The sequence below is a fragment of the Stenotrophomonas sp. STEN009 genome (assembly GCF_056760395.1).
Genome location: NZ_JBRRES010000032.1, coordinates 30,868 through 53,224 on the forward strand (window position 1 = coordinate 30,868; position 22,357 = coordinate 53,224).

At 67.3% G+C, this 22,357-nt stretch carries 19 protein-coding genes; 10 read left to right on the top strand and 9 right to left on the bottom strand.

Annotated elements, in window-relative coordinates:
- Positions 1-3: 3 nt before the first annotated feature.
- From ACVOMM_RS14635 to ACVOMM_RS14660, 6 genes are read left to right on the top strand one after another with little or no spacing between them, the layout of a single operon-like run.
- Positions 4-999 carry an LLM class flavin-dependent oxidoreductase gene (locus ACVOMM_RS14635; RefSeq protein WP_053517564.1) on the top strand — a complete coding sequence of 332 codons (996 nt, stop codon included), beginning with the start codon at positions 4-6 and terminating at the stop codon, positions 997-999.
- Positions 1,000-1,017: 18 nt separating this feature from the next.
- Positions 1,018-2,361 (top strand): LLM class flavin-dependent oxidoreductase, encoded by a 1,344-nt coding sequence (locus ACVOMM_RS14640; protein WP_481526438.1) that lies wholly within the window; start codon positions 1,018-1,020, stop codon positions 2,359-2,361.
- A gap of 4 nt (positions 2,362-2,365) precedes the next feature.
- Complete coding sequence (locus ACVOMM_RS14645) at positions 2,366-3,580, top strand: M20 aminoacylase family protein (protein WP_180875932.1); 1,215 nt, start codon at positions 2,366-2,368, stop codon at positions 3,578-3,580.
- On the top strand, positions 3,577-4,137 hold the full coding sequence (locus tag ACVOMM_RS14650; protein WP_065181368.1) for a GNAT family N-acetyltransferase: 561 nt from the start codon (positions 3,577-3,579) through the stop codon (positions 4,135-4,137). The genes ACVOMM_RS14645 and ACVOMM_RS14650 overlap by 4 nt, the downstream gene beginning before the upstream one ends.
- Entirely contained in the window at positions 4,134-5,864 is a 1,731-nt protein-coding gene (locus ACVOMM_RS14655; protein WP_481526439.1) for an amino acid ABC transporter permease/ATP-binding protein, read from the top strand. The genes ACVOMM_RS14650 and ACVOMM_RS14655 overlap by 4 nt, the downstream gene beginning before the upstream one ends.
- Positions 5,865-5,880: 16 nt before the next feature.
- A complete protein-coding gene (locus ACVOMM_RS14660; protein ID WP_481526440.1) occupies positions 5,881-6,855 on the top strand; it encodes an ABC transporter substrate-binding protein in 975 nt (324 codons plus the stop codon).
- Positions 6,856-6,914: 59 nt separating this feature from the next.
- Here the strand turns inward: ACVOMM_RS14660 and ACVOMM_RS14665 are convergent, their stop codons facing one another.
- Positions 6,915-10,031, bottom strand: a complete 3,117-nt coding sequence (locus ACVOMM_RS14665; protein ID WP_481526441.1) for a galactose-binding domain-containing protein — start codon at positions 10,029-10,031, stop codon at positions 6,915-6,917.
- 197 nt (positions 10,032-10,228) lie between these two features.
- Entirely contained in the window at positions 10,229-11,308 is a 1,080-nt protein-coding gene (locus tag ACVOMM_RS14670; protein ID WP_065181371.1) for an MBL fold metallo-hydrolase, read from the bottom strand.
- Between the two features lie 103 nt (positions 11,309-11,411).
- On the opposite strand from ACVOMM_RS14670, the gene ACVOMM_RS14675 reads away from it, so the two are divergent.
- Positions 11,412-12,023, top strand: coding sequence for a TetR/AcrR family transcriptional regulator (locus tag ACVOMM_RS14675; protein WP_065175563.1), 612 nt, complete (start codon positions 11,412-11,414; stop codon positions 12,021-12,023).
- A gap of 124 nt (positions 12,024-12,147) precedes the next feature.
- Positions 12,148-13,176 (top strand): aminoglycoside phosphotransferase family protein, encoded by a 1,029-nt coding sequence (locus tag ACVOMM_RS14680; protein WP_065181372.1) that lies wholly within the window; start codon positions 12,148-12,150, stop codon positions 13,174-13,176.
- Positions 13,177-13,183: 7 nt separating this feature from the next.
- Here ACVOMM_RS14680 and ACVOMM_RS14685 read toward each other — a convergent pair whose 3' ends face one another.
- From ACVOMM_RS14685 to amaB, 7 genes are all read right to left on the bottom strand, one after another.
- A complete protein-coding gene (locus tag ACVOMM_RS14685) occupies positions 13,184-14,071 on the bottom strand; it encodes a DMT family transporter (RefSeq protein WP_065175629.1) in 888 nt (295 codons plus the stop codon).
- 32 nt (positions 14,072-14,103) lie between these two features.
- Positions 14,104-15,165, bottom strand: a complete 1,062-nt coding sequence (murB, locus tag ACVOMM_RS14690) for a UDP-N-acetylmuramate dehydrogenase (protein ID WP_065175628.1) — start codon at positions 15,163-15,165, stop codon at positions 14,104-14,106.
- A gap of 8 nt (positions 15,166-15,173) precedes the next feature.
- A complete protein-coding gene (locus ACVOMM_RS14695; protein ID WP_065181373.1) occupies positions 15,174-16,229 on the bottom strand; it encodes a quinone-dependent dihydroorotate dehydrogenase in 1,056 nt (351 codons plus the stop codon).
- An 8-nt stretch (positions 16,230-16,237) separates the two neighbouring features.
- The gene (locus tag ACVOMM_RS14700) at positions 16,238-17,005 is read right to left on the bottom strand and encodes a class I SAM-dependent methyltransferase (protein ID WP_065181374.1); all 768 of its coding nucleotides are present in this window, start codon (positions 17,003-17,005) and stop codon (positions 16,238-16,240) included.
- A gap of 5 nt (positions 17,006-17,010) precedes the next feature.
- Positions 17,011-17,295: a DUF4190 domain-containing protein gene (locus tag ACVOMM_RS14705; protein ID WP_053517549.1), complete on the bottom strand. Its 285-nt coding sequence runs from the start codon at positions 17,293-17,295 to the stop codon at positions 17,011-17,013.
- A 76-nt stretch (positions 17,296-17,371) separates the two neighbouring features.
- A complete protein-coding gene (locus ACVOMM_RS14710) occupies positions 17,372-18,175 on the bottom strand; it encodes an SDR family NAD(P)-dependent oxidoreductase (protein ID WP_481526442.1) in 804 nt (267 codons plus the stop codon).
- Complete coding sequence (amaB, locus tag ACVOMM_RS14715) at positions 18,175-19,707, bottom strand: L-piperidine-6-carboxylate dehydrogenase (protein ID WP_065175566.1); 1,533 nt, start codon at positions 19,705-19,707, stop codon at positions 18,175-18,177. The genes ACVOMM_RS14710 and amaB overlap by 1 nt, the downstream gene beginning before the upstream one ends.
- A gap of 592 nt (positions 19,708-20,299) precedes the next feature.
- Here amaB and ACVOMM_RS14720 point away from each other — a divergent pair.
- Both ACVOMM_RS14720 and ACVOMM_RS14725 read left to right on the top strand, forming a co-directional pair.
- Positions 20,300-21,649 (top strand): undecaprenyl-phosphate glucose phosphotransferase, encoded by a 1,350-nt coding sequence (locus ACVOMM_RS14720; protein WP_481526443.1) that lies wholly within the window; start codon positions 20,300-20,302, stop codon positions 21,647-21,649.
- A 149-nt stretch (positions 21,650-21,798) separates the two neighbouring features.
- Positions 21,799-22,233, top strand: coding sequence for a low molecular weight protein-tyrosine-phosphatase (locus tag ACVOMM_RS14725; protein WP_053516763.1), 435 nt, complete (start codon positions 21,799-21,801; stop codon positions 22,231-22,233).
- Positions 22,234-22,357: the final 124 nt, after the last annotated feature.

A 22,357-nucleotide genomic window follows, 5' to 3' on the forward strand; every position in this document is an offset into this window, starting at 1 on the left:
GACATGAGCTACCTCATCAGCGTGCTGGACAAGAGCCCGGTGGCCGAAGGCGCAGGCGCCGAGCAGGCGCTGCGCAACAGCCTGCAGCTGGCCCAGCGTGCCGAACAGCTGGGCTACCACCGCTACTGGTTTGCCGAGCATCACGCCGCACCGACCCTGGCCAGTCCGGCGCCGGAGGTGCTGGCAGCATGGGTGCTGGCACAGACCCGGCGCATCCGCATCGGCAGCGGTGGCGTGATGCTGCGCCACTATGCGCCGTACAAGGTGGCCGAGAACTTCAACCTGCTGGCGGCGCTGGCGCCCGGACGCGTCGACCTGGGGGTGGGCAAGGCACCCGGTGGCCTGCCGGCGTCCACCGCAGCGCTGGCCGCGGGGCGACCGGCCTTCGCCGATTTCGATCAGCAGCTGCGCGATCTGGAAGGATTCCTGTCCGGCTCGCTGGCCGAAGATCATGCGCATGCCAATGCGCAGGCGCGGCCGGTGCCGCAGGTGGCGGCCGAGCGTTTCCTGCTGGGCGCCAGCCCGCAGAGCGCACGGCAGGCGGCGGAGCTGGGCTGGCGCTTCGTCTATGCCGCCCATTTCGACGGCGACCCGAAGCACATCGAGGCGGCGTTCGAGGCCTATCGCGCCGTATCCACGCAGCCGCCGTTGCTGGCCACCGTCGCTTTCGCGGCGCCCACCAGCGAAGCGGCGGCGCGCCATGTCGGCGCATTGCGTGTCTACAAGCTGCACCTCGGCCCGGGGCAGACGGTGAACCTGCCCAGCCCGGACGCCGCGGCCGAGTATGCCCGCCAGGTGGGCGTGACCGACTTCCGTATCGAAGAGACGCGGCCCAGCGTGCTGTCGGGCGACGCGCAGCAGGTGCGCGGGGAACTGGACGCACTGCACCGCCGCTTCGGCGTGGGCGAATTCATCCTCGATGCGCCGGTGGCCGACCTCGACGCACGCCTGGCATCCCTTGAACTGCTGTCGCCCGCGCCACGCGCGGCGGTGGCCTGACCTGCAGGAGCGATACCCATGAGCAAGACACCGCGCACCATCCCGTTCGGCATCATGCTGCAGGGACCGGGCAGCCACATGCATGCGTGGAAGCATCCGTCCAACCCGGCCGATGCCAGCGTGAACCTGGACTTCTACATCGACATCGCGCGCACGGCCGAAGACAACGGCATCGCCTTCGGCTTCGTTGCCGATGGGCTGTACATCAACGAGAAATCGATCCCGCACTTCCTCAACCGCTTCGAGCCGATCTCGCTGTTGTCCGCGCTGGCCACGGCGACGAAGAAGATCGGCCTGGCCGGCACGCTGTCCACCTCCTACAGCGATCCGTTCACCGTGGCCCGGCAGTTCGCCTCGCTGGACCTGATCAGCGGTGGGCGCGCCGGCTGGAACGTGGTGACCTCGCCGCTGGAAGGATCGGGCCGCAATTACGGCCGCCCGCATCCGGAACATGCGCTGCGCTACCAGATCGCCGACGAATACCTGGAGGTGGTGCAGGGCCTGTGGGATTCATGGGACGACGATGCCTTCATCCGCGACCGCGAACAGGGCACCTTCTTCGCCACCGACAAGTTCCGCCGCCTCGACCACAAGGGCCGCTTCTTCCAGGTCGAAGGCCCACTGAACATCCAGCGCTCCGCGCAGGGGCAGCCGGTGATCTTCCAGGCGGGCTCGTCCGACGACGGCATCGCGCTGGCCGGCAAGTATGCCGATGCGGTATTCACCCACTCGCCCTCGCTGGAAGAAACCCGTGCCTTCACCCAGAAGGTGAAGAACTCGGCCATCGCCCACGGGCGCAGCGGCAATGACGTTAAGATCTTTCCGGGCATCGGGCCGATTGTCGGCCACACCGCCGAGGAGGCCGAAGCCAAGTACCAGGCGATTGCCGCACTCGCGGGCCTGGACGATGCGCTGGCCTACCTCGGGCGCTTCTTCGACCATCACGATTTCACCCAGTACGATCCCGACGCGCCGTTCCCCGAGCTGGGCGAGATCGGCAGCAATTCGTTCCGCTCCACCACCGATCGGATCAAGCAGGATGCCCGCGAGCAGGGCTTGAGCCTGCGCCAGGTCGCGTTGCAGGCGGTGAGCCCGCGGCCCAACTTCATCGGTACACCCGAGCACGTGGCCGACGAGTTGATCCGCTGGTTCGAGGCGGGCGCCAGCGATGGCTTCATTCTCGGGTTTGCGGCGCAGCGCGAGGGGCTGGACGATTTCGTGACCCTGGTACTGCCGATCCTGCAGGCGCGCGGGTATCAGCAGCGCGAGCTGGAAGGGAAGACGCTGCGCGACCACCTGGGCCTGCCGTACAAGGCCAGCCGTCATTCGACGGCCGCCGAACCGGCGCGGAAGGTGGGGTGAGGCGATGAACGTACTGCGCCGGGCATCCTTGACTGTGGCGCCCACCGGGCCGACGGGCGTGCTGCCTGAAATAGCCGCACGCGCCGATGAGGCCATCGCCATCCGCCACGACCTGCATCGACACCCGGAGCTCGCCTTCGAGGAGCATCGCACCAGCGCACGCGTAGCCGAACTGCTGCAGCAGTGGGGCTATACGGTGACCACGGGCGTCGGTGGAACCGGTGTGGTCGGAACGCTGCAGCGGGGTCAGGGCAGCCGAAGGCTTGGGCTGCGCGCCGACATCGATGCGCTGCCGATCCAGGAGGCGTCCGGGCTGCCTTATGCGAGCCAGAACGAAGGACGGATGCACGCCTGCGGTCATGATGGCCACACTGCGATTCTGCTGTCGGCGGCGCATTACCTGGCCCGGCACGGGCGCATCGATGGCACCCTGCAACTGGTGTTCCAGCCGGCGGAAGAAACCGGCTCCGGTGCGTCAAGGATGCTCGCCGACGGCCTGTTCGAGCGTTTTCCGGTGGATGCGATCTATGGACTGCACAACTGGCCGGGTGTGCCGGTGGGGCACTTCGGCTTTGTCGACGGACCGGCGATGGCATCGGTGGACTGGGCACGGTTGAGGGTGATCGGCAAGGGCGGGCATGGTGCGGAACCACAGGGAAGCGTGGATCCGATCCTCGCCGCCGCGCACATCGTCACCGCACTGCAGAGTGTGGTGTCGCGCAATGTGGACCCGCGGCAGATGGGCGTGGTGACGGTCGGTTCGATCCACGGTGGGCAGGCGGCCAACGTGATTCCCGACGTGGTGGAGCTGACCCTGACCGTACGCGCCTATCTGCCCGACGTTCGCGACACGCTGCGCCGTCGCGTGACCGAGCTTGCCGAGCAGACCGCCGCCGCGTTCGGGGCGCGCGCCGAGATCGAGTTCCCGCGTGGCTTCCCGAGCGTGATCAACCATCCGCAGCAGACCGCCTATATCCGTGAGGTGGCGCTGCAGGGATTCGGCGCAGGGCAGGTGCTGGATGCCTTCGCGCCGCGCACCGCCAGCGAGGACTTCGCCTTCCTGCTGCAGGCCCGGCCCGGAAGCTTCGTGTTCGTCGGCAACGGTGACAGTGCATCGCTGCACAGCCCGCGCTACGTGTTCAACGATGCGGTCATCGCTCCCGCCGCCAGCCTCTGGGCGCGGCTGGCCGAACACTATCTGGTGGAGGACGCAGCATGAGTACGGCACCGTTCGAGGAGCGCTTCCTCTACACCTCGGTGGACGATCCACTGGCGCGGCCACTGTTCGATGGGCTCGAACAGGAGTACGACAGTCGTTACGCCGATGTGCGGCGACGCATCGGTGGCAGTGCGCGCGAGGAGCTGCAACGCTATCCAGCGCAGGCATTCGCTGCGCCGGTGGGAGCGTTCGTGCTGCTGCTGCGTGAGGGCGTGGCCATTTCCGGCGGCGCGTTCATGCCTCACCGCGACCCGGATACGGCCGAGTTCAAGCGCATCTGGACACTGCCTGGCCTGCGCCGCCAGGGCATCGCCCGGCGCGTGCTGCAGGAGCTTGAAGACCAGGCCGCACGCCAGGGCTATCGCCGCGTATACCTGACCACCGGCTTCCGCCAGCCTGAGGCGGTCGGCCTGTACCTGAGCCATGGCTACACCGCACTGTTCGATCTGTCTGCCGACCCGGAATCGATCGCCCATCTGCCGTTCGAGAAGCAGCTGCGGGCACCGGCGCGTCCGCCGGCATCAAGCACTGCCGCCGTGCAGGGAGTCCACGCATGAGTACGCCGTCCACCGCGATCGAGGGTCTGGCCGCGCGTCCGGCACCGGCATTGAAGATCGTGCCGGCGCGGCATCCGCTGCAGGTGTTCGGCACGGTGCTGGCGCTGGCGTTGATCCTGATCGGGCTGCAGTCGGTACTCGGCAATCCACGTTGGGGCTGGGGCACCTTCGCCGAGTGGTTCTTCGCCCGCCCGGTGCTGGAAGGGCTGGGTCGCACGCTGTTGCTGACCGCGCTCGGCACCGGCCTGGGCTTCGCGCTGGGCACGCTGCTGGCGCTGGCACGGGTATCCGGCTCGCCGTTGTTGTCGGCGGTATCGTGGGGCTACGTCTGGTTGTTCCGTTCGATTCCACTGCTGGTGCTGTTGCTGCTGCTGAACAATCTGGGTTATCTGTACAGCACGATCGAACTGGGCATTCCGTTCACCGGCATCAGCCTGTTCTCGTATCCCACCACCCAGCTGATCGGTGTGTTCACGGCTGCGGTGCTGGGCCTGACACTGAACCAGGCGGCGTTCTCGGCCGAGGTGATCCGCGGTGGCATCCTCTCGGTCGATCACGGCCAGTATGAAGCAGCGGCCGCGCTGGGCCTGCCGCGCGGCCGCCAGGTGCGGCGCATCATCCTGCCGCAGGCGATGCGTTCGATCCTGCCGGCCGCCTTCAACGATGTGATCGGCCTGGCCAAGAGCACGTCGGTGGTCTACGTGCTGGCGTTGCCGGAGCTGTTCTACACCGTGCAGGTGATCTACCGCCGCAACCTGGAGGTGGTGCCACTGCTGATGGTGGCCACGGTCTGGTACCTGGTGATCCTGACCGTGCTGTCGCTGCTGCAGCGGCGCGTGGAGCAGCGCTTCGCGCGTGGCCAGCTGCAGCGTGAGCGCAGCGTGTCGCGGGTATCCTCGCCCGCGCCGCGTGCGGCATCGCCGGTTGCGGTGCGGCCGCGCATCGCGAGCGCGGCCGAGGCCGGACAGGGAGCGCCGATATCGCTGCACGGTGTCGGCAAGGCGTTCGACGGGCAGCCGGTACTGGAGGACATCACCTTGGAACTGCGCGGCGGCAGCGTAACGGTGCTGATCGGCCCGTCCGGTGCCGGCAAGTCGACGCTGCTGCGGCTGATCAACCACCTGGAGCGCGCCGACACCGGCTTCGTCAGCGTCGGTGGCCAGCTGATCGGCTATCGCCGTGACGGCGACACCCTGTACGAGCTGCCGGAGCGCGAGATCCGCCGCCGTCGTGCCGAGGTGGGCATGGTGTTCCAGGGCTTCAACCTGTTCCCGCACCTGACCGCGCTGGAGAACATCATCGAGGCGCCGATGGCGGTGCGCGGTGTGCCGCGTACGCAGGCCGAACAGCAGGCGCGCGTGCTGCTGGAGCGCGTCGGCCTGGCGGACAGGGCCGATGCGTTCCCGCGCCACCTGTCAGGTGGCCAGCAGCAGCGCATCGCCATCGCCCGTGCACTGGCCCTGCAGCCGAAGGTGCTGCTGTTCGATGAGCCGACGTCGGCGCTGGACCCGGAACTGGTGGCCGAAGTGCTCAGTGTGATCGAAGAGCTCGCCCGTTCCGGCACCACGCTGGTGATCGTCACCCACGAACTTGGCTTCGCCCGCCGCGTTGCCGACCACGTGGTGATGATGGACCAGGGCCGGGTGATCGAGCAGGGCACGCCCGAGGCCATATTTGAACACCCGCGCCAGCAGCGCACCGCCGATTTTCTCGCCAAGACCCTCTGATCCGGATGTGACCCCCATGAGTCCTGCAACGTCTCGTCGTCCGTCGCGCAGCACCCTGCTGGTCAGCGCTGTGCTGGTCATCGGCATTGCCGGCATCGTCTATTCCCGTGCACGGCAGGCCCCGGAGGCCGTGCCCGCAGCGACCAGCAGCCTGGCCGGTGCCGGCGCGCCAGCGCTGCGGGGGACCGTGGATCCGAAAGCGCAGGCGCTGGTTCCGGCGGACTTCCGCTTCGTGACGCCGGGCACGTTGACGGTCGCGACGCATCCCGGTCAGTTGCCGCTGGCCGACTATGGCGCCGACAGCAAGGAAGTGATCGGCATCGAGCCGGATATCGCACGGCTGGTGGCCGATGCGCTGGGCCTGAAGCTGGTGGTGGTGCCGGTCGCCTGGGCCGACTGGCCGCTGGGACTGGAGTCGGGCAAGTACGACGCAGTGCTGTCCAACGTAACCGTGACCGAAGAGCGCAAGAAGAAGTTCGACTTCTCCAGCTACCGTTATGACCTGCTCGGTATCTATACGCGCACCGACGGGCCCATCCAGAAGATCGAGAAGCCGGCCGATGTCGCTGGCCTGAAGGTGGTGGTCGGTGCCAGCACCAACCAGGACCAGATCCTGCGGCAGTGGGATGCACAGAACATCGCGGCCGGGCTGGAGCCGGTGCAATACCAGTACTTCGATGATTCGGTGGTCGGCCGCCTGGCCGTGATCACCGGCCGAGCCGATGTATCGTTCGAACCCAACGCCACCGGCGCGTACTCCGCGCGCGATGGCAAGGTGCGGCGCGTTGGCCTGTTTCCGGGCGGTTGGCCGAACGCTGCTGCGATCTCGGTCACCACGCGGAAGGGCAGCGGCCTGGCCGATGCGGTGACCCAGGCGCTCAATACCCAGATCGGCAGCGGCACCTACGCACAGGCACTGGCGCGCTGGAACGTGACTGAGGAAGCCGTGCCGCAGTCGCAGACCAACCCGCCGGGCTTGCCGGATCTCTGACGCCGGGCATGCCCCGGCACCAAGGCTGCTTCTGTAGAGCCGAGCCATGCTCGGCTGCTCTACCAACGTGCCTCCAGCGTCCTGAACGGCTTCGCCAACCGCACACCCTCGGCATCGAAGTCGGAAACGCTATGGCCGTCCACGCGCACCTGCTTCGGTGCCGTGCGCGCGGGCCACCAGACCTTGACGGCCGTGGCGCTGCGCAGCCCTTCGCCGAGCGTCACGGTCAGCGTACCGTCGCGTTGCTGTGCCTGCATCCGCAGCGTGCCGTACGCCGTCGGCAGGCGCTCCACCGCAAGGCCATCGCCGGCCAGCCAGGAGGGCGGCGTGCCCGGCAGCAGTGACAGGGCATCGTCGTCCTCGCGCATCAGCATCCCGAACAGGGTGCGGCCGTATTCGGCACCGATCCAGGTGTGCGGCATGTCGCCCAGGTAGCGCGGAAAACGCAGCCGTGAGTGCACGACTTCGGCCAGCACCTGCCATTGCAGCGGGCGACGGTCGCGCAGCAGGCCCTGCAGCAGCTCGTCGGCCGCTGCGGGCTGGCCCAGATGCACATAGCTCAGGACGTTGCGGATTTCATAAGGGGTGTACGCATACAGCGCACCGGGCTGGTTGCGCTTGCGGACGTCGTCAAGATAGCGGGCAAAGGTGGTGCGCAGCGCATCAGCCGGCAGCACGCTCTGCGCACCGGTGGGATCCAGCGCGATGGAGACGCCGGTCGGGTCGCCATCGCCAAGATCGGCGGAGGAGGGAATGAAATCGATGCCTTTCCACGCCATCGTCGCGCGGATCGAAGCGTGCAGTGCGTCATACAGCGCCTTGTACTGCCCGCGTGCCCAGGTGGCGGTGGCGTGGTCGCCGAGTGATTCAGCCAGCCATGCGCCGTCATGCCAGCCCTTCAGGCCCCAGTAGTCGTCCCAGTAGCTGTGGGTGGGAGAGGGATAGCCCTCGTGGCTGATCGACGGTGCCAGGATGCCGGCAAAGCGTTCCGGCGCCGGTTGATCGGCCTTGTAACCGGGTACCAGCGTGCGCTCACGCAGTTCCTGCAGGAAGCGCAGCGCGGCCTTCACTTTCGGCAGGTATGCACGCACGGACTCGGGGCCACCGTCGAGGCGCGCGACATCGGCCACCAACGCGACGTACTGGCCCTGGCTGTCGTACTCGATGTCCGATCCGAAGCCGGTGTTGACGCTGCCATCGTCATTGAGGATCGGCGACACCAGGCCGTTGGCATGTACCCCGTGTTCGCTGTACCACGCAAGGTAGTCGCGCGCGACCTTGGCTTCGCCCATCCGCAGCAGTACCGCCGAGGTGGCCATGCCGTCGCGGATGAAGGAGCGGTTGTAGTTGCGTGGGCCGGGTTGCATGGCCGGGCCGGTCTGGTTGATCAGCATGTACGCGGCCTGGGCACGCAGCATGTCGACCAGCGACGGATCGGGCAGGCGCAGGCCGACCTGGCCCAATCGTGCCTGCCAGTCCGCAGAGGCTTCGGCGGCCAGCGTCTCGAAGCCGGCATCGGCATCGCCTGGCAGGCGCGCGAGGTCCAGTGCCGGTGGCTCCGGAAGTACACCCTTGGCGTCGGCCGCCGCCGTACCCAGCGGGAAGGCGACGACCACGGATTGGCTGGCGCCGGGCGCCAGTGTGATCCGGTAGTCCAGCGCCGCCGCCGCCAGCCCACGCGCATCGGTAGCCTGGCGTGCGCCGGGCAACCGGCCCGAAGCGATGGCGGAGGTGATCTCGGTTTCGCCGTTCGGGCCGAACGGTGCCGCGCCGGAGGCGCTGACCGCCGACAGCGAGTGCAGCAGGGTACGACCATTGACGCGCACGCTCTGGCCGTCGATGGCCACGTCGCGGATCGGCGACAGGCCACCGTTCTGCCACGGCGGGTTCATCTGCATCGGCCGCACCACCAGGCTCAGCGTGCCCTCGACCGGCGTGGTACCGGTATTGCGCAGTCGATGCCGGAGGAAGGTGACGGGCTGGCCGTCGCGCTCGATCGCGAACGCTTCGCTGCGCAGTTCCAGACCGGGCTGCGGCGACCAGGCGGCCGAGGGCATCGGCTTCCAGCCGTCGCGCAGGGCATGCTGCACGGCCTGTTCCGCGGCACCGGCGGCACGCCCATCGGCATTGCGCCAGATCGGCTGCACCAGCGGTGCGCCCTTGAATGCCTCGATGTTGCCGTATTCGTCGAAGATCGACTTCTGCCGTCCGGCATGCACGCCCACGGCCGTCCAGTACGTCTGCTGCATCTGCAACGACGCCGGGAACAAGCCACGCTGCGCGCCGCTGGCGGCGATCTGGTACTGCTTCATCGGCGTCATCACGGCCTTCGGGCCGAGCAGGCGCAGGCGCGTGACCTGTGGCGAGGGCCCGTCGACGATGAGCCGCAGGGCACGCACATCGTGCACCGTATCGCTGGCCAACCAACTCTGGGCATGGCTGGCGGCCTGCGTGTCCTGCGCCAGCGGCTGCCAGCGCCCCTGCGCATCCTGGGCCTGCAGGCGTGCGGCGCCACGCTGGCCCGCCCACTCCACCGCCAGGCCGGTGCCCGGCTGAGCGCGCGGCAGGGTGATTTCAAGCACATGGCTGCCCTTGCCATCGGTAGGGAGGGCGACGCCGCTACCGCCTTGCCACAACGCGGCTGCCTGTGCGCTGTCGAGTCCGTGCACGCGTGCACTGAGCGTGGCGTCCAAGGGTTCCATCTCGAAGATGGAGACCCCCCAGTCCGACGTGCGCTGGGGACTGGCCAGCCTCAGATAGCGCGCCTGGCGCGGTTCGAAGTACAGCGTCTCCACATCGCCCAGCGAGTCGGCCATGGTGTAGGCGGGCTGCCACTGCCGGCCGTCCATCGAGGTCTGCAGCGTGTAACCCTCGGGATTGGAGACGTCCCAGGTCAGGCGTGCACCGCCGAGCAGGGCCGGTGCGCCCAGATCGATCTGGAACCAGTGTCCGGGGCTGAAGGCGCCGCCGGTGACCGTCTTCGGGTCGTTGTCGATCAGACGGCCGATGGCCATCGCCGGGACCTGCTGTGATGAGCTGCTGGCCTGCCACTGGCTGCGCGGTGGCAGTGTCTGCGCCTGCGCGGCGGAGGCCATCACGGCCAGCGGCAGCAGAGCGCGCGCGACGTAGCGCAGGCATGCCCAGGAGGGGCGGAAGCGATCAGCACGCAGCGTCATGTCGACAGCCTTGGAGGTTCGGCCAGGATCGGGCAGGCGCTACGCTAGCAGGGGGTGTAATCGTTTACATGACGCGCTGCAATAGGGGAGAGTGCGGACGCGTGGCGCAACGCCCTGCAAGGCGTCGCGACAGCCATCGTCCGCAACGTCACTGCCTGCACGAACCGGCGCCCCGTGACAGCAGCGCCCAGGCAAGCTCAGCGCAGCGCCACCTGTTCCCACCAGCGCGTGCCTGCCTGCGGCGCCTGCATGTCCAGCGCCTCGCCCATCATCGGCGTGGCGATCGGCACATCGTGCGCGGCTGCCAGCGCGGTGATGCGCTCGAAGGGCTGTTGCCAGTCATGCAGGGCCAGGTCAAAGGTGCCGTTGTGGATCGGCAGCAGCCACTTGCCGCGCAGGTCCAGGTGGGCCTGCAGCGTCTGCTCCGGCTGCATGTGCACGAATGCCCAGCGCGGATCGTATGCGCCGGTTTCGATCATGGTCAGATCGAACGGGCCGTACTTCTCGCCGATGGCCTTGAAGCCATCGAAGTAGCCGGTGTCACCACTGAAGAAGATGCGGAAGTCGCCGTCCTGGATGACCCACGAGGCCCACAGGCTGCGGTCGCTGTCGCCCAGGCCGCGGCCGGAGAAGTGCTGGCCGGGTGTGGCGGTCAGGCGCAGGCCATCGGCTTCGGTCGATTGCCACCAGTCCAGCTGTTCGACCTTGTCCGCGTCCACGCCCCAGGCGATCAACTGATCACCCACACCCAGCGGCGCGATGAAGCGCGTGGTCTTGCCCGCCAGCTGCATCACCGCAGCGTGATCCAGGTGGTCGTAATGGTTGTGCGAGAGGATCACGCCGGCGATCGGCGGCAGCTGTTCGATGCTGATCGGCGGGGCGTGGAAGCGCGCAGGGCCCATCCACTGCACCGGTGACGCCCGTTCGGAGAAGACCGGGTCGGTCAACCAGTACTGGCCGCGCAGCTTCAGCAGGATCGTCGAGTGCCCCAGCCGGAACAGGCTGCGATCCGGCGCGGCTTCCAGCGCGGCACGATCCAGCGCCTGCACCGGTATGGCGCCCGCGGGTACGGTCCCCTTCGGCTTGTTGAACAGGAAGGTCCACCAGATCTCCAGCCCGTTGCGCAGGCCCATCGCCGGCCGCGGCAGTACGTTGTGGAACTTGCCCTCGCGGTATTGCGGGGAGTCGGGGAAGTCGGGGAGGGACCAGGACTTGCAGAAGGTGTAGGCGGTCACGGCGAGGATTCCAAGCAGGAGGACAAGGAGCAGGCGCTTCATGGGTGACGTCCGCAGGGTACACTGCACAGTGTAGTTTCCTGCTGCGGAAAAGTATACTCATCGGTGTAAAATGGGGGTATCCGTTCAGTTATCTGGTGTCGCCATGTCCCGTCCGCCGCAGCGCCTGACCGACCGCAAACGCGAGGCCATCGTGCGCGCGGCGGTGGAGGAATTCCGCACGGCCGGCTATGAAGCCACCAGCATGGACCGGATCGCGGCAGCGGCCGGTGTATCCAAACGCACGGTCTACAACCACTTCCCCAGCAAGGAAGAATTGTTCTCGCTGATTCTGGAGGAACTCTGGGAACGCAGCATGGCCGGCGTCGAGCTGCCCTACCGTGCGGAGCAGCCACTGGAGCCGCAGCTGCTCGCGTTGCTGGAGCAGAAGCTGGAACTGCTGGGTGATGCCAATTTCATCGACCTGGCCCGCGTTGCCATGGCGGAGATCATCCATTCACCCGAACGTGCGCAGGCAATCGTCTGTCGCATGGGCGAGAAGGAGAGTGGGGAAAGCGCCTGGATCCGTGCAGCGATCGCCGATGGCCGGCTGCGTGCGGTCGATCCCGAATTCGCCGCCCATCAGCTGCATGGACTGGTGAAGAGTTTCGCCTTCTGGCCGCAGGTAACGATGGGGCAGGCGCCGCTGGGGGCCGACGAGCGCGCGCGGGTGGCGGCATCGGCGGTCGCCATGTTCCTGGGCCACTACGCGCGCTGACGCCGTGGCAACCGCGTCGGCATGGCTCGCCCGGCCCGCAAGCACAGTGCTGTGACGGACATGTCTGTGCCGTCGATGCGCCATCTGCGATAGTGACGTCGGGTATCAATGCACGATTGCTTCCATGTCATCCGCTTCGGCGCGCCATATCGGCGAAGTCCTGCAACAGTCCTATGGCATCACCACCGCCGCCGTGGTGCCTCGCGCGGTTGGCGCAGACGCCAATGCCAGCGTTTACCGCATCGATGCGCGACGCGGTCAGTGGTGGTTGAAATGCCGCACCTACCAGGTGCAACCGGCGGTCTGGGACACGCTGCATTGGCTGCGGGGCACCCTGGGCATCGAGGAGATCGTGGCGCCCTGGCCGGCATTGACCGGCGGCGCGTCGGTCCAGCGCTGGGGCCTGCAGTTCACGCTGTTTCCCTACATCGAGGGCCAGTCCGGTTTCGAGGCGCCGCTCAGCCATGCGCAGTGGCTGCGCCTGGGCAACGTGCTGCGCCGGCTGCATGACGCTGAGGTGCCCGAATCGCTGCAACGCGCGCTGCCGACCCTGCGCCTTGAAGCGGATGCGTTGACCACCGTTGGGCGCTGGTTGCAGCCGGGCGATGCCTTGCCGGTCGCGCAGGATCGGTTGGGCAGCGCGTTCCTGGCCGTCTGGGAGCTGCGCCGCGAACGCATTGCCGAGGTCCACCGCCGCGCGTCGGAACTGCACGATGAACTGCGCGACGAACGGCCGCCGCTGCGGTTGTGCCATACCGACCTGCATGCGGGAAACCTGCTGATGGGTAACGAGGGCAACCTGCACCTGATTGATTGGGATGGCCTGTCCCTGGCGCCCCGCGAGCGTGATCTGATGTTTCCCGGCGCGGCGGTGGGCGGACGCTGGGGGCGCGAACGTCCGCTCGGTTTCGTGGAAGGGTATGGCCCGGACCTGGGGGACCCACGCTGGATCGCCTGGTACCGGCACTGGCGGATCCTGCAGGACCTGATCGAGTTCGAACAGGTGCTGCTGGGGGGCGACGCGCTGGAGCGCTCGCCGCAGCTGCGCCGTCAGTCGCTGCACTACCTGGGCGAACAGTTCGCGCCGGGCAATGTGTTCGACGCAGCCGAACGCGCGTATCGCGCGCTGGATGCGTCGCCGCTGCAGCGTTGACGGTGGATCATTCGGCGGGCTTGGCCGCCGCTGACGCCGCCGCCGTCGCCGCCCGCCGCGACAGCACGGCCTCGCGGTGGGCGATGTAAGCGTTGGCGGCCAGAATGATGCCCGCACCGACGATGGTCCAGCGGTCCACGGTCTCGTTGAACAGCAGCCACCCGCACAGGGTCACCAGCGGCAGCTGCAGGAAGCTGATCGGCGTCAGCGCCGACACTTCTCCCAGGCGCAGCGCGCGCGTCCACAGCAGCTGGCCGACCGTGCCCATCACGCCGGTGACCAGCAGCCACAGCCAGGCCACGCCACTGGGCCAGACCCAGACAAACACTGCCGGAACCAGCGAAAGCGGCACCCAGAAGACGTAGGTATAGAGCACCACGGTATCGGCGCTGTCCACGCGGGTGAGCTGCTTGATCTGGATGGCCACCAGTGAACTCAGCACCGCAGCGGCGACGGCGACCAGGCTGCCAGCGGTGAAGCCGGTGGTGCCCGGCCGCACGATCACCAGCACACCGATGAAACCGACCACCACTGCGGCCCAGCGGCGCACACGCACGGTTTCGCCCAACCACAGCACGGCGGCGATGGTGACGAACAACGGTGTGGAGTACGAGAGCGATACCGCCTGCGCCAGTGGCAGATGGCCCAACGCCCAGAACGCACACAGCATCGAACCCAGGCCGATCGCGCTACGCACGAAATAGCGTGGCAGCTGCTGGGTCTTCAGCGGCGCATGGCCCGGCCGCAGCAGCATCGGCAGCAGTGCCAGCAGGCCGAACGCGTTGCGGAAGAAGGCGACCTCCTGGGTCGGTACGTAACGGGTGGCGTAACGGATCGCCACCGCCATCATGCCGAACGCCAGGGTGCTGCCGAGCATCAGCAGTGCCGCCCGCATCGGGGTGGCGCCGGCGGAAAGGGCGGGGGTGTTCACCACTGTGCGCCGAGCAGGCGGGGCTCCGGTTCGATCGGTACGCCGAATTTCTCCAGCACCGACGCGGAAATGCGCCGCGCCAGCGCAAGCAACTCGGCCCCGGTGGCGTTGCCATGGTTGACCAGGACCAGCGCATGGCTGGCAGCAACGCCTGCATCGCCCTCACGGAAGCCCTTCCAGCCGCAGGCCTCGATCATCCACGCTGCGGAGACCTTGCGCCGGTCCTCACGATCGGCCGGGAACACCGGCAGGTCCGGGAAATGCTGCAGCAGCACGTCGACCTGCTCCAGGGGCAGGACCGGATTCTTGAAGAAACTGCCGGCATTGCCCAGCACCTCCGGATCGGGCAGCTTGCGGCGGCGGATCGCGATGACTGCGTTGGCCACGTCCACGGCACTGGGCAGCTCCACGCCCTGCGCCTGCAGTTCTTCGCGGATGCCGGCATAGTCCATGCGCAGGTCGTGCAGCAAGGGCAGCTTCAGCTCGATGGCGGTGATCAGGTAGCGGTCTGCCTGCTGCTTGAACACGCTGTCGCGGTAGGCGAAGCCACACTGTTCGTTGTCCAGCCGCACCCAGGCCTGCTCGTGGCAGTCCCAGGCTTCCACTGCCTGGATGAACTCGCCGACCTGTGCGCCATAGGCGCCGATGTTCTGGATCGGCGCTGCACCGGCCGTGCCTGGAATCAGGGCCAGGTTCTCCAACCCGGACAGGCCTTCTTGCAGCGACCACATCACCAGGCCGTGCCAGGGCACGCCGGCACCGGCGCGGATCACCGCATGATCGGCGCGATGCTCCAGGAAACTGATGTCGCGGTTGCCGAACACCAGCACGGTGCCAGGCAGATCGTCGGCGATCAGCACATTGCTGCCGCTGCCCAGTACCAGCAGCGGTCCGCCGGAAACCTCCGGTAGCGCCAGCACTTCCGGCAGCAGCGATGCGTCATGCAGCTCCAGCAGCTGCGCGGCATTGGCACGCACGTGGAAGGTGTTCAGCGCCTGCAGCGGCGCGTTCCGGGTCAGTGTCCAGCGCAGCGGCGCGGCGGTGTCGAGTCCATCCATGGGGGCGCTCACAGCGGCGCCACCGCGCCACGGCTGGGCGCTTCGCGGCGGCGGCGGATCGCCTCCACGCATTCCGATACCAGCGCCGGCCCGCGGAAGATCAGGCCGCTGTAGCACTGCACCAGCGAGGCGCCCGCCGCCATCTTGGCCACTGCGTCGGCGCCGGACAGGATGCCGCCGACACCGACCAGCGGCACCGACTCGGGCAGGCGCGAGCGCAGCCGCCGCAGGACCAGGGTGGACTGTTCCAGGACCGGGGCACCGGACAGACCGCCGGCTTCGTTCGCCAGCGGATCGCCGGCCACCTTGCTGTGGTCGATCGTGGTGTTGGTCGCGATCACGCCGTCCACCTGCAGCTCGCCGAGCACGCGCGCAGCAGCGTCGATGTCGCGCTCGCTGAGGTCAGGCGCCACCTTCACCAGCATCGGTACGCGCCGGCCGTGCCGCGCGGCCAGGTCTTCCTGGCGATCACGCAGCTGGCTGACCAGCTGGCGCAGTGCGGTTTCCTCCTGCAGCTCGCGCAGGCCGGCGGTGTTGGGCGAGGAGATGTTGACGGTGATGTAGTCAGCCAGCGGGTACACCTTGTCGAGGCAGGCCACATAGTCGTCGACGGCCTGCTCGTTGGGGGTGTCCTTGTTCTTGCCGATGTTGATGCCGAGCAGGCCGCGACGGTTGCGCGCGCGCTCGACATTGCGCACCAGTGCATCCACGCCTGCGTTGTTGAAGCCCATGCGATTGATGATGGCGTTGTGCGCCGGCAGCCGGAACAGCCGCGGCGTCGGGTTGCCCGCCTGTGGCCGCGGCGTGATCGTGCCGATCTCGACGAAGCCGAAACCCAGCGCGAACAGCGCATCGATGTGCTCGCCATTCTTGTCCAGGCCGGCCGCCAGGCCGACCGGATTGGGGAATGTCAGCCCGAACACGGTGCTCGGCAGCGGCGCGATGCGTGCGGCCAGCAGCGGCGTGGTGCCGGTGCGGTAGGCCACGTCCAATGCGGACAGGCCGAGGCCGTGGGCGCGCTCGGCGTCGAGCGAGAACAGGAAGGGGCGGGCAAGCGAATACATGCGTCGGTTCAGTCCAGCGTGCCGAGGAAGGCTCGGGTTCGATATTCAAAGGCGACCTGGCCGTTGACCGCGTGGGCCGCGAACAGATCCTGCAGTGCCGCCAGCATCGGCGCATGGCGCGGATGCCCGGGCTGTGGCGCATAGGAGGACGACAGCAGGCGGCCGCGCAGGGCGTCCAGATCCAGATGCTGCACGTTCGGCAGTTCCACCTGGCCGCGCAACCCGGCACCAAACCATGCCTGCATCGTGGCGTCATCCTGGTAGCGTTCTGCCACGGCGGAATAGTCCGTGCCGTAATCGAGCAGCAGCTGCTCATAGCCAACCAGGAACGGGCTGGCATCGAGCAGGCGTGAGTTCCAGTAGATCAGCGCCAGTCCGCCGGGGCGCAGGATGCGCTGCCATTCAACACGGACGGCGTCGGTGTCGAACCAGTGGAAGGCCTGCGCGGCACTGACCAGATCGACGCTGTGCTCTGCCAGGCCGGTGGCCTCGGCACGCCCATCGACGGCCTGGAACAACGGGTATGCAGCCAGCCAGCCTTCGGCAGCAGCGCGCATGGCGGCGTTGGGCTCGACCGCGACCACAGGATGGCCGGTGTCGAGGAACAGACGGCTGGAAATGCCGGTACCGGCGCCGATGTCGGCCACCCGTGCATCGTGGCCGACGCCCATCGGTCCATGCAGCCATTCCATCAACGCCGGCGGGTAGTCAGGCCGATAACGGACATAATCGGCGACGCGGCTGCTGAAGCGTTCGGTGCTGTCGGAGGAGGTCATGGCGGTCAGTTCGACAGTGCGGCGAGCCAGGCCAGGCCACCGAAGAAGAGGATGAAGGCCAGGACTGCCGCCAGGGCGGCTGCCACCATCACCCAGCCCAGCACCAGCCCGGTGACCGCCAGGCCATCGCCTTCGAGTTCATGCGGGCGGCGGCGGATCTCGGCGCGGGCCATGTGGCCGGTGACGATGGCGACGATGCTGGCCACGAAGGGCAGGACAGTCCAGGCGGCAATGCCCATGACCAGGCTGACCACGGCCAGGGCGCTTGTCTGTCGGGGTGCCACGCTCATCGGGTCCTCCTTGCAGTACGCACATGATAGTGCCTCCGTCCGGGCAATCCCATGGGCAGTGCCCGGCCCGAGCGGTTCAGCCCATCAGTACCTGGCCACCATCGACGTTCAGCACGTGACCGGTGATCCAGCGCGCCAGCGGCGAGCACAGGAACAGCGCGGCATCGGCAATCTCGCGTGGCTGGCCGAAGCGGCCGAACGGAATTCTTGCCAGGGTGCCGTGATACAGCGCCGGGTCGCTGGTTTTGCGCCGGTCCCACAGACCGTCGGCAAACTCGATGGAGCCCGGGGCGATCGCGTTGACCCGGATCCGGTCCGGCGCCAGTGCCAGCGCCTGCGACGTGGTGTAGTGCGAAAGAGCGGCCTTGGCAGCCGCATAGGGAGCGCCCCCCGGCCGGGGTTGCTGCGCGGCGATCGAGGAGAGATTGAGGATGCAGGCGTCGCTCGATTCGCGCAGCCAGGGCAGGGCGAGCCGCGAGGCCCGCACCGCGGCCATCAGGTCGACCTGCAGGCTGGCGGCCCAGCCGTCTTCATCGTCTGCCATGCCGTAACCGGTGGCATTGTTGACCAGCACGTCGATGCCGCCCAGGGACGCTGCGGCCGCATGCAGCCAGGCGTCGATCTGGCCGGGGTCGGCCAGGTCGGCGGCAAAGGCGTGCAGTGATGCCCCCTGGGCCGCTGCGTCGGCCAGCAGGGTGTCGAGCCCCGCCTGACCTCGTGCGCAGACCGAGACATGGGCGCCGGCCGCAGCGAAGGCCAGGGCCATCTCACGGCCGATGCCTTTGCTGCCGCCGGCAACCAGCACCCGGCGGCCGCTGAAGTCGAGGATTGGAGCCCCCGCCGGGGCCCCACTCTCGGCGACGTCCGGGCCGGGATGCATCACAGGTCGAACTTGATGCCCTGGGCCAGCGGCAGCGAATCGGAGTAGTTGATGGTGTTGGTCTGCCGGCGCATGTAGACCTTCCATGCGTCCGAGCCCGACTCGCGGCCACCACCGGTGTCCTTCTCGCCACCGAACGCGCCACCGATCTCCGCACCGGAGGTGCCGATGTTGATGTTGGCGATGCCGCAATCCGAGCCCGCAGCCGACAGGAAGCGTTCGGCGGTCTTCAGATTCTGGGTGAAGATCGACGAGGACAGGCCCTGCGGTACCCCGTTCTGCATGTCGATGGCTTCGTCGATGCTGTCGTAGGGCATCACGTACAGGATTGGCGCGAAGGTCTCGTGCTGGACCACGGCATCACTGTTCTTCAGGCCGCTGACAATGGCCGGCAGCACGAAGTTGCCGGCGCGGTCGATGCGGGTGCCGCCGGTCTCGATGGTGCCGCCGGCGGCCTTGGCCTGGGCAATGGCGTCGAGGAACTGCTGCACGGCACCTTCGCTGTTCAGCGGACCCATCAGGTTGGCGGCATCGGTCGGGTCGCCGATCTTGCCTTCCACCTGCTTGTACGCCTTGACCAGCGTGGCCAGCACGTCGGCGTAGATCGAGCGGTGCACGATCAGGCGGCGGGTGGTGGTGCAGCGCTGGCCGGCCGTACCGACGGCGCCGAACACGATCCCCGGCACAGCCAGCTTCAGGTCGGCGGTCTCGTCGAGGATGATGGCATTGTTGCCACCCAGTTCCAGCAGGCAGCGGCCCAGGCGGCGCGCCACCTTTTCATTGACGGTGCGGCCGACCTGGGTGGAGCCGGTGAAGCTGATCAGCGGCACGCGACGATCATCAACCAGCTTTTCCGACAGTGCGGTGCCGGCATCGTTGACCAGGTAGAAGATGTCCGGGAAGCCGGCTTCGCGCAGCGCGTCGTTGCAGATCTTCATCGAGGCGATGGCGGTCAGCGGCGTCTTGTTGGACGGCTTCCAGATGCACACGTCGCCGCAGATCGCCGCCAGGAATGCATTCCAGCTCCACACCGCGACCGGGAAGTTGAAGGCTGAAATGATGCCGACCAGGCCCAGCGGGTGGTACTGCTCGTACATGCGGTGGCCGGGGCGCTCCGAGTGCATCGTGTAGCCATACAGCATGCGGCTCTGGCCGACGGCGAAGTCGGCGATGTCGATCATCTCCTGCACCTCGCCATCGCCTTCCGGCTTGCTCTTGCCCATCTCCAGGGCAACCAGCGAGCCCAGCGCGTCCTTGTGCCTGCGCAGCGCCTCGCCGCACAGGCGCACGGCTTCGCCACGGCGCGGGGCAGGGGTGGTGCGCCACTGCTTGAACGCTTCCTGGGCGCGGGCGATCACCGTTTCGTATTCAGTCTCGGTGGTCGCACGCACCTGTGCGATCGGCTCGCCCGTGGTCGGGTTGACCGGGGTGATCAGCTCACCGCTGGCAGCGCTCGACCACTCCCCGTTGCCCAGGTACGTGCCAGCGTTGATCGCGTCCAGGCCAAGGGACTTGAGCAGCTCGGAAGACATGCAGACTCCTGTGTTTCGTTACGTTGTTTGGCGTCATCGCGGGCGGGTGGGGGGCGATGAACAGAACCGCCGATGGTAGCAGAGGGCGATGAGCGGCCTTGGTGCAGTGCAGGGTGCCAGGCCTGGCGGACGTGCTGGGACGGGACGTCCCGGGGGCGCCAATCGGGTTGATCCTTCGGGGCGTGATGGGATGATTCCGTGCATCAAACGTCAATTTCTGGACGCTGTCGGACGTAGTGCGAATCATTTTGACGCATTTTGAAATATTAAAAAATAGGAATAGTTCTAATGACTTAGGGTGGGTCGGGCGGGTGAATGGGCGCGCGACGGGCTGCCGCTTCCTACCAATTGCCTTTCACATCATCCACAATCACGTTCGACTTATTGACGCAATTCCGTCTGTTCGCACCGGCTTGGGGAGGCCTGGTATGCGACAGCCATCACAATTGTAGTGCTGGATCGGAAAACAGCTTGGAGAAGTGCAGTGCTACATGGATCGGTAGATGACCTCCCCGCAGAGCGTGCCGATGCCGGCCGACGCCGGGTCGAAGCCCGGGCGGCCCTGGAACTGGGGCTTCGCCTCGGAGACCTGTTGCTCCTGCCCGGCATGGCTGCATTGGCCCACGTCGTGTGCTACGGCACGCCGGCGCCCAACCAGTCCCAGCGCATCGTCTTCGGTGCGGTGATTCTCAGCGCCATCGTCTGCTTCTCCATCGCGCCGGTCTACCGCAACTGGCGCCTGCGTGGCCTGCTGGCCGACCTCTGGCTGCTGCTGCTGGCCTGGTCCGGAAGCTTCGCCCTGTTCTCCCTGTATGCCGTGCTGGTGGGGCTGGCCGATGCCGTTCCGTCGCGCTGGCTGGTGGGCTGGTACATCGGCGGTCTGGCCTCGATGGTCGGCCTGCGCGTACTGCTGCGTGTCCAGCTGCACCGGTTGCGTTCGCGGGGACTGGATCACGAGCGGATCCTGCTGGTCGGCCTCCGGGCGCCGGCGCTCAGGCTGCATCGCCTGCTGCGCGGCAAGCCGGAGATGGGCAAGGAAGTGATCGGCTACTTCACCAGCAAGGGCGACATTGCCACCCGGCGTGGCGGCGATGCCCCGCAGCGCCTGGGCGCACTGGATGATGTGCCGCGCTACCTGGATGCGCACCGGGGGGAGTTCGACCAGGTCTGGGTGTCCCTGCCGCTGGGAGATACCGCGCCCATCCGTGACATGCTCAAGCAGATCGAGCGGTTCCCGGTGCCGATTCGCCTGATTCCCGATACCACGGGCCTGGGAGCACTGAACCCGGGCGTGCACCAGGTGGGCGATGTGCCGATGATCGGCGTGCGCCAGGGCCTGGTGGACCACAATTTCCGCCTGTTCAAGCGCATCGAGGACATCCTCGTGGCCGGCGTGGCGGTCGTCCTGCTGGCGCCGCTGTTCGTGGTGCTGGCGATCGGCGTGAAGCTCAGTTCACCTGGCCCGATCCTGTTCCGCCAGCGCCGCCACGGCCTGGGCGGGAAGGAGTTCTGGATGCTGAAGTTCCGCTCCATGCGCGTGCATGAGGAAGGGACGGGGCAGATTACGCAGGCGACCCGGGGCGACCCGCGGGTGACCCGGTTCGGTGCCTTCCTGCGGCGCAGCAGCCTGGATGAGCTGCCCCAGTTCTTCAACGTGCTGGGCGGCAGCATGTCGGTGGTGGGCCCCCGTCCGCATGCGATCCAGCACAACAATCACTATGAACGGGTGATCGAACGCTACATGCACCGCCATTACGTCAAGCCGGGCATCACCGGCTGGGCGCAGGTGCACGGGCTGCGGGGCGAGACGCCGGAACTGCGGTCGATGAAGAAGCGCGTGCAGTACGACATCGACTACATCCGTCGCTGGAGCCCGACCCTGGATGTTCGGATCATTGCGTTGACGGCGCTGAAGGTTCTCGGGCAGAAGTCGGCTTATTGAGCCTGCAGAACTGCGAACTGCGACGTAATTCCATGAGTTGCATGGCTATTTTCTCGCCAGCAGCGGCGCTGTAAGGTAATCTGTGCAGCTGTCAGCGCTCCGCCCGTTTCGCGGCGGGGCCTGCATGGAATGCCACAGGATCCAGGTCAGTGTTCAATAACGTACTTTTTGTTTGCGTCGGCAATATCTGCCGCAGTCCCTCGGCTGAAGTGATGCTTCGACGGGCGGTCCAGGGCAGAGGCATCCAGGTGTCTTCCGCAGGTCTGGGGGCGCTCGTCGGGCATGGCATCGACGCCACTGCCCAGGCGCTGCTGGTGGAGCAGGGCATGGATGGGCTGGCTCACCGCGCACGCCAGATCGATGATGCCATCCTCGGAGCGGCCGATCTGGTGCTGGCCATGGAGCGCAAGCACATTCACCGCATCACCGAGATTGCGCCGCAGGCGTCGGGCAAGACCTTCCTGCTGGGCAAGTGGCAGCAGGATCGGGAAATCCCTGATCCCTATCGCCAGCAGCGTCCTGCTTTCGAGCATGTCTACAGATTGATGGCCGAAGGCATCGAAAGCTGGGTCCGATACCTGTAGGTCCTCCCCGGGTGAACGTGCAGCAGGGCGGCCTTTTGGCGCCCCGCGGGGGCCCCGCAGGGCAAAAGGGGGAGGCGCGGGTGTTTGGGGAGCAGCAAAGAGCGTCCGGATAGCCCGGTGGTTT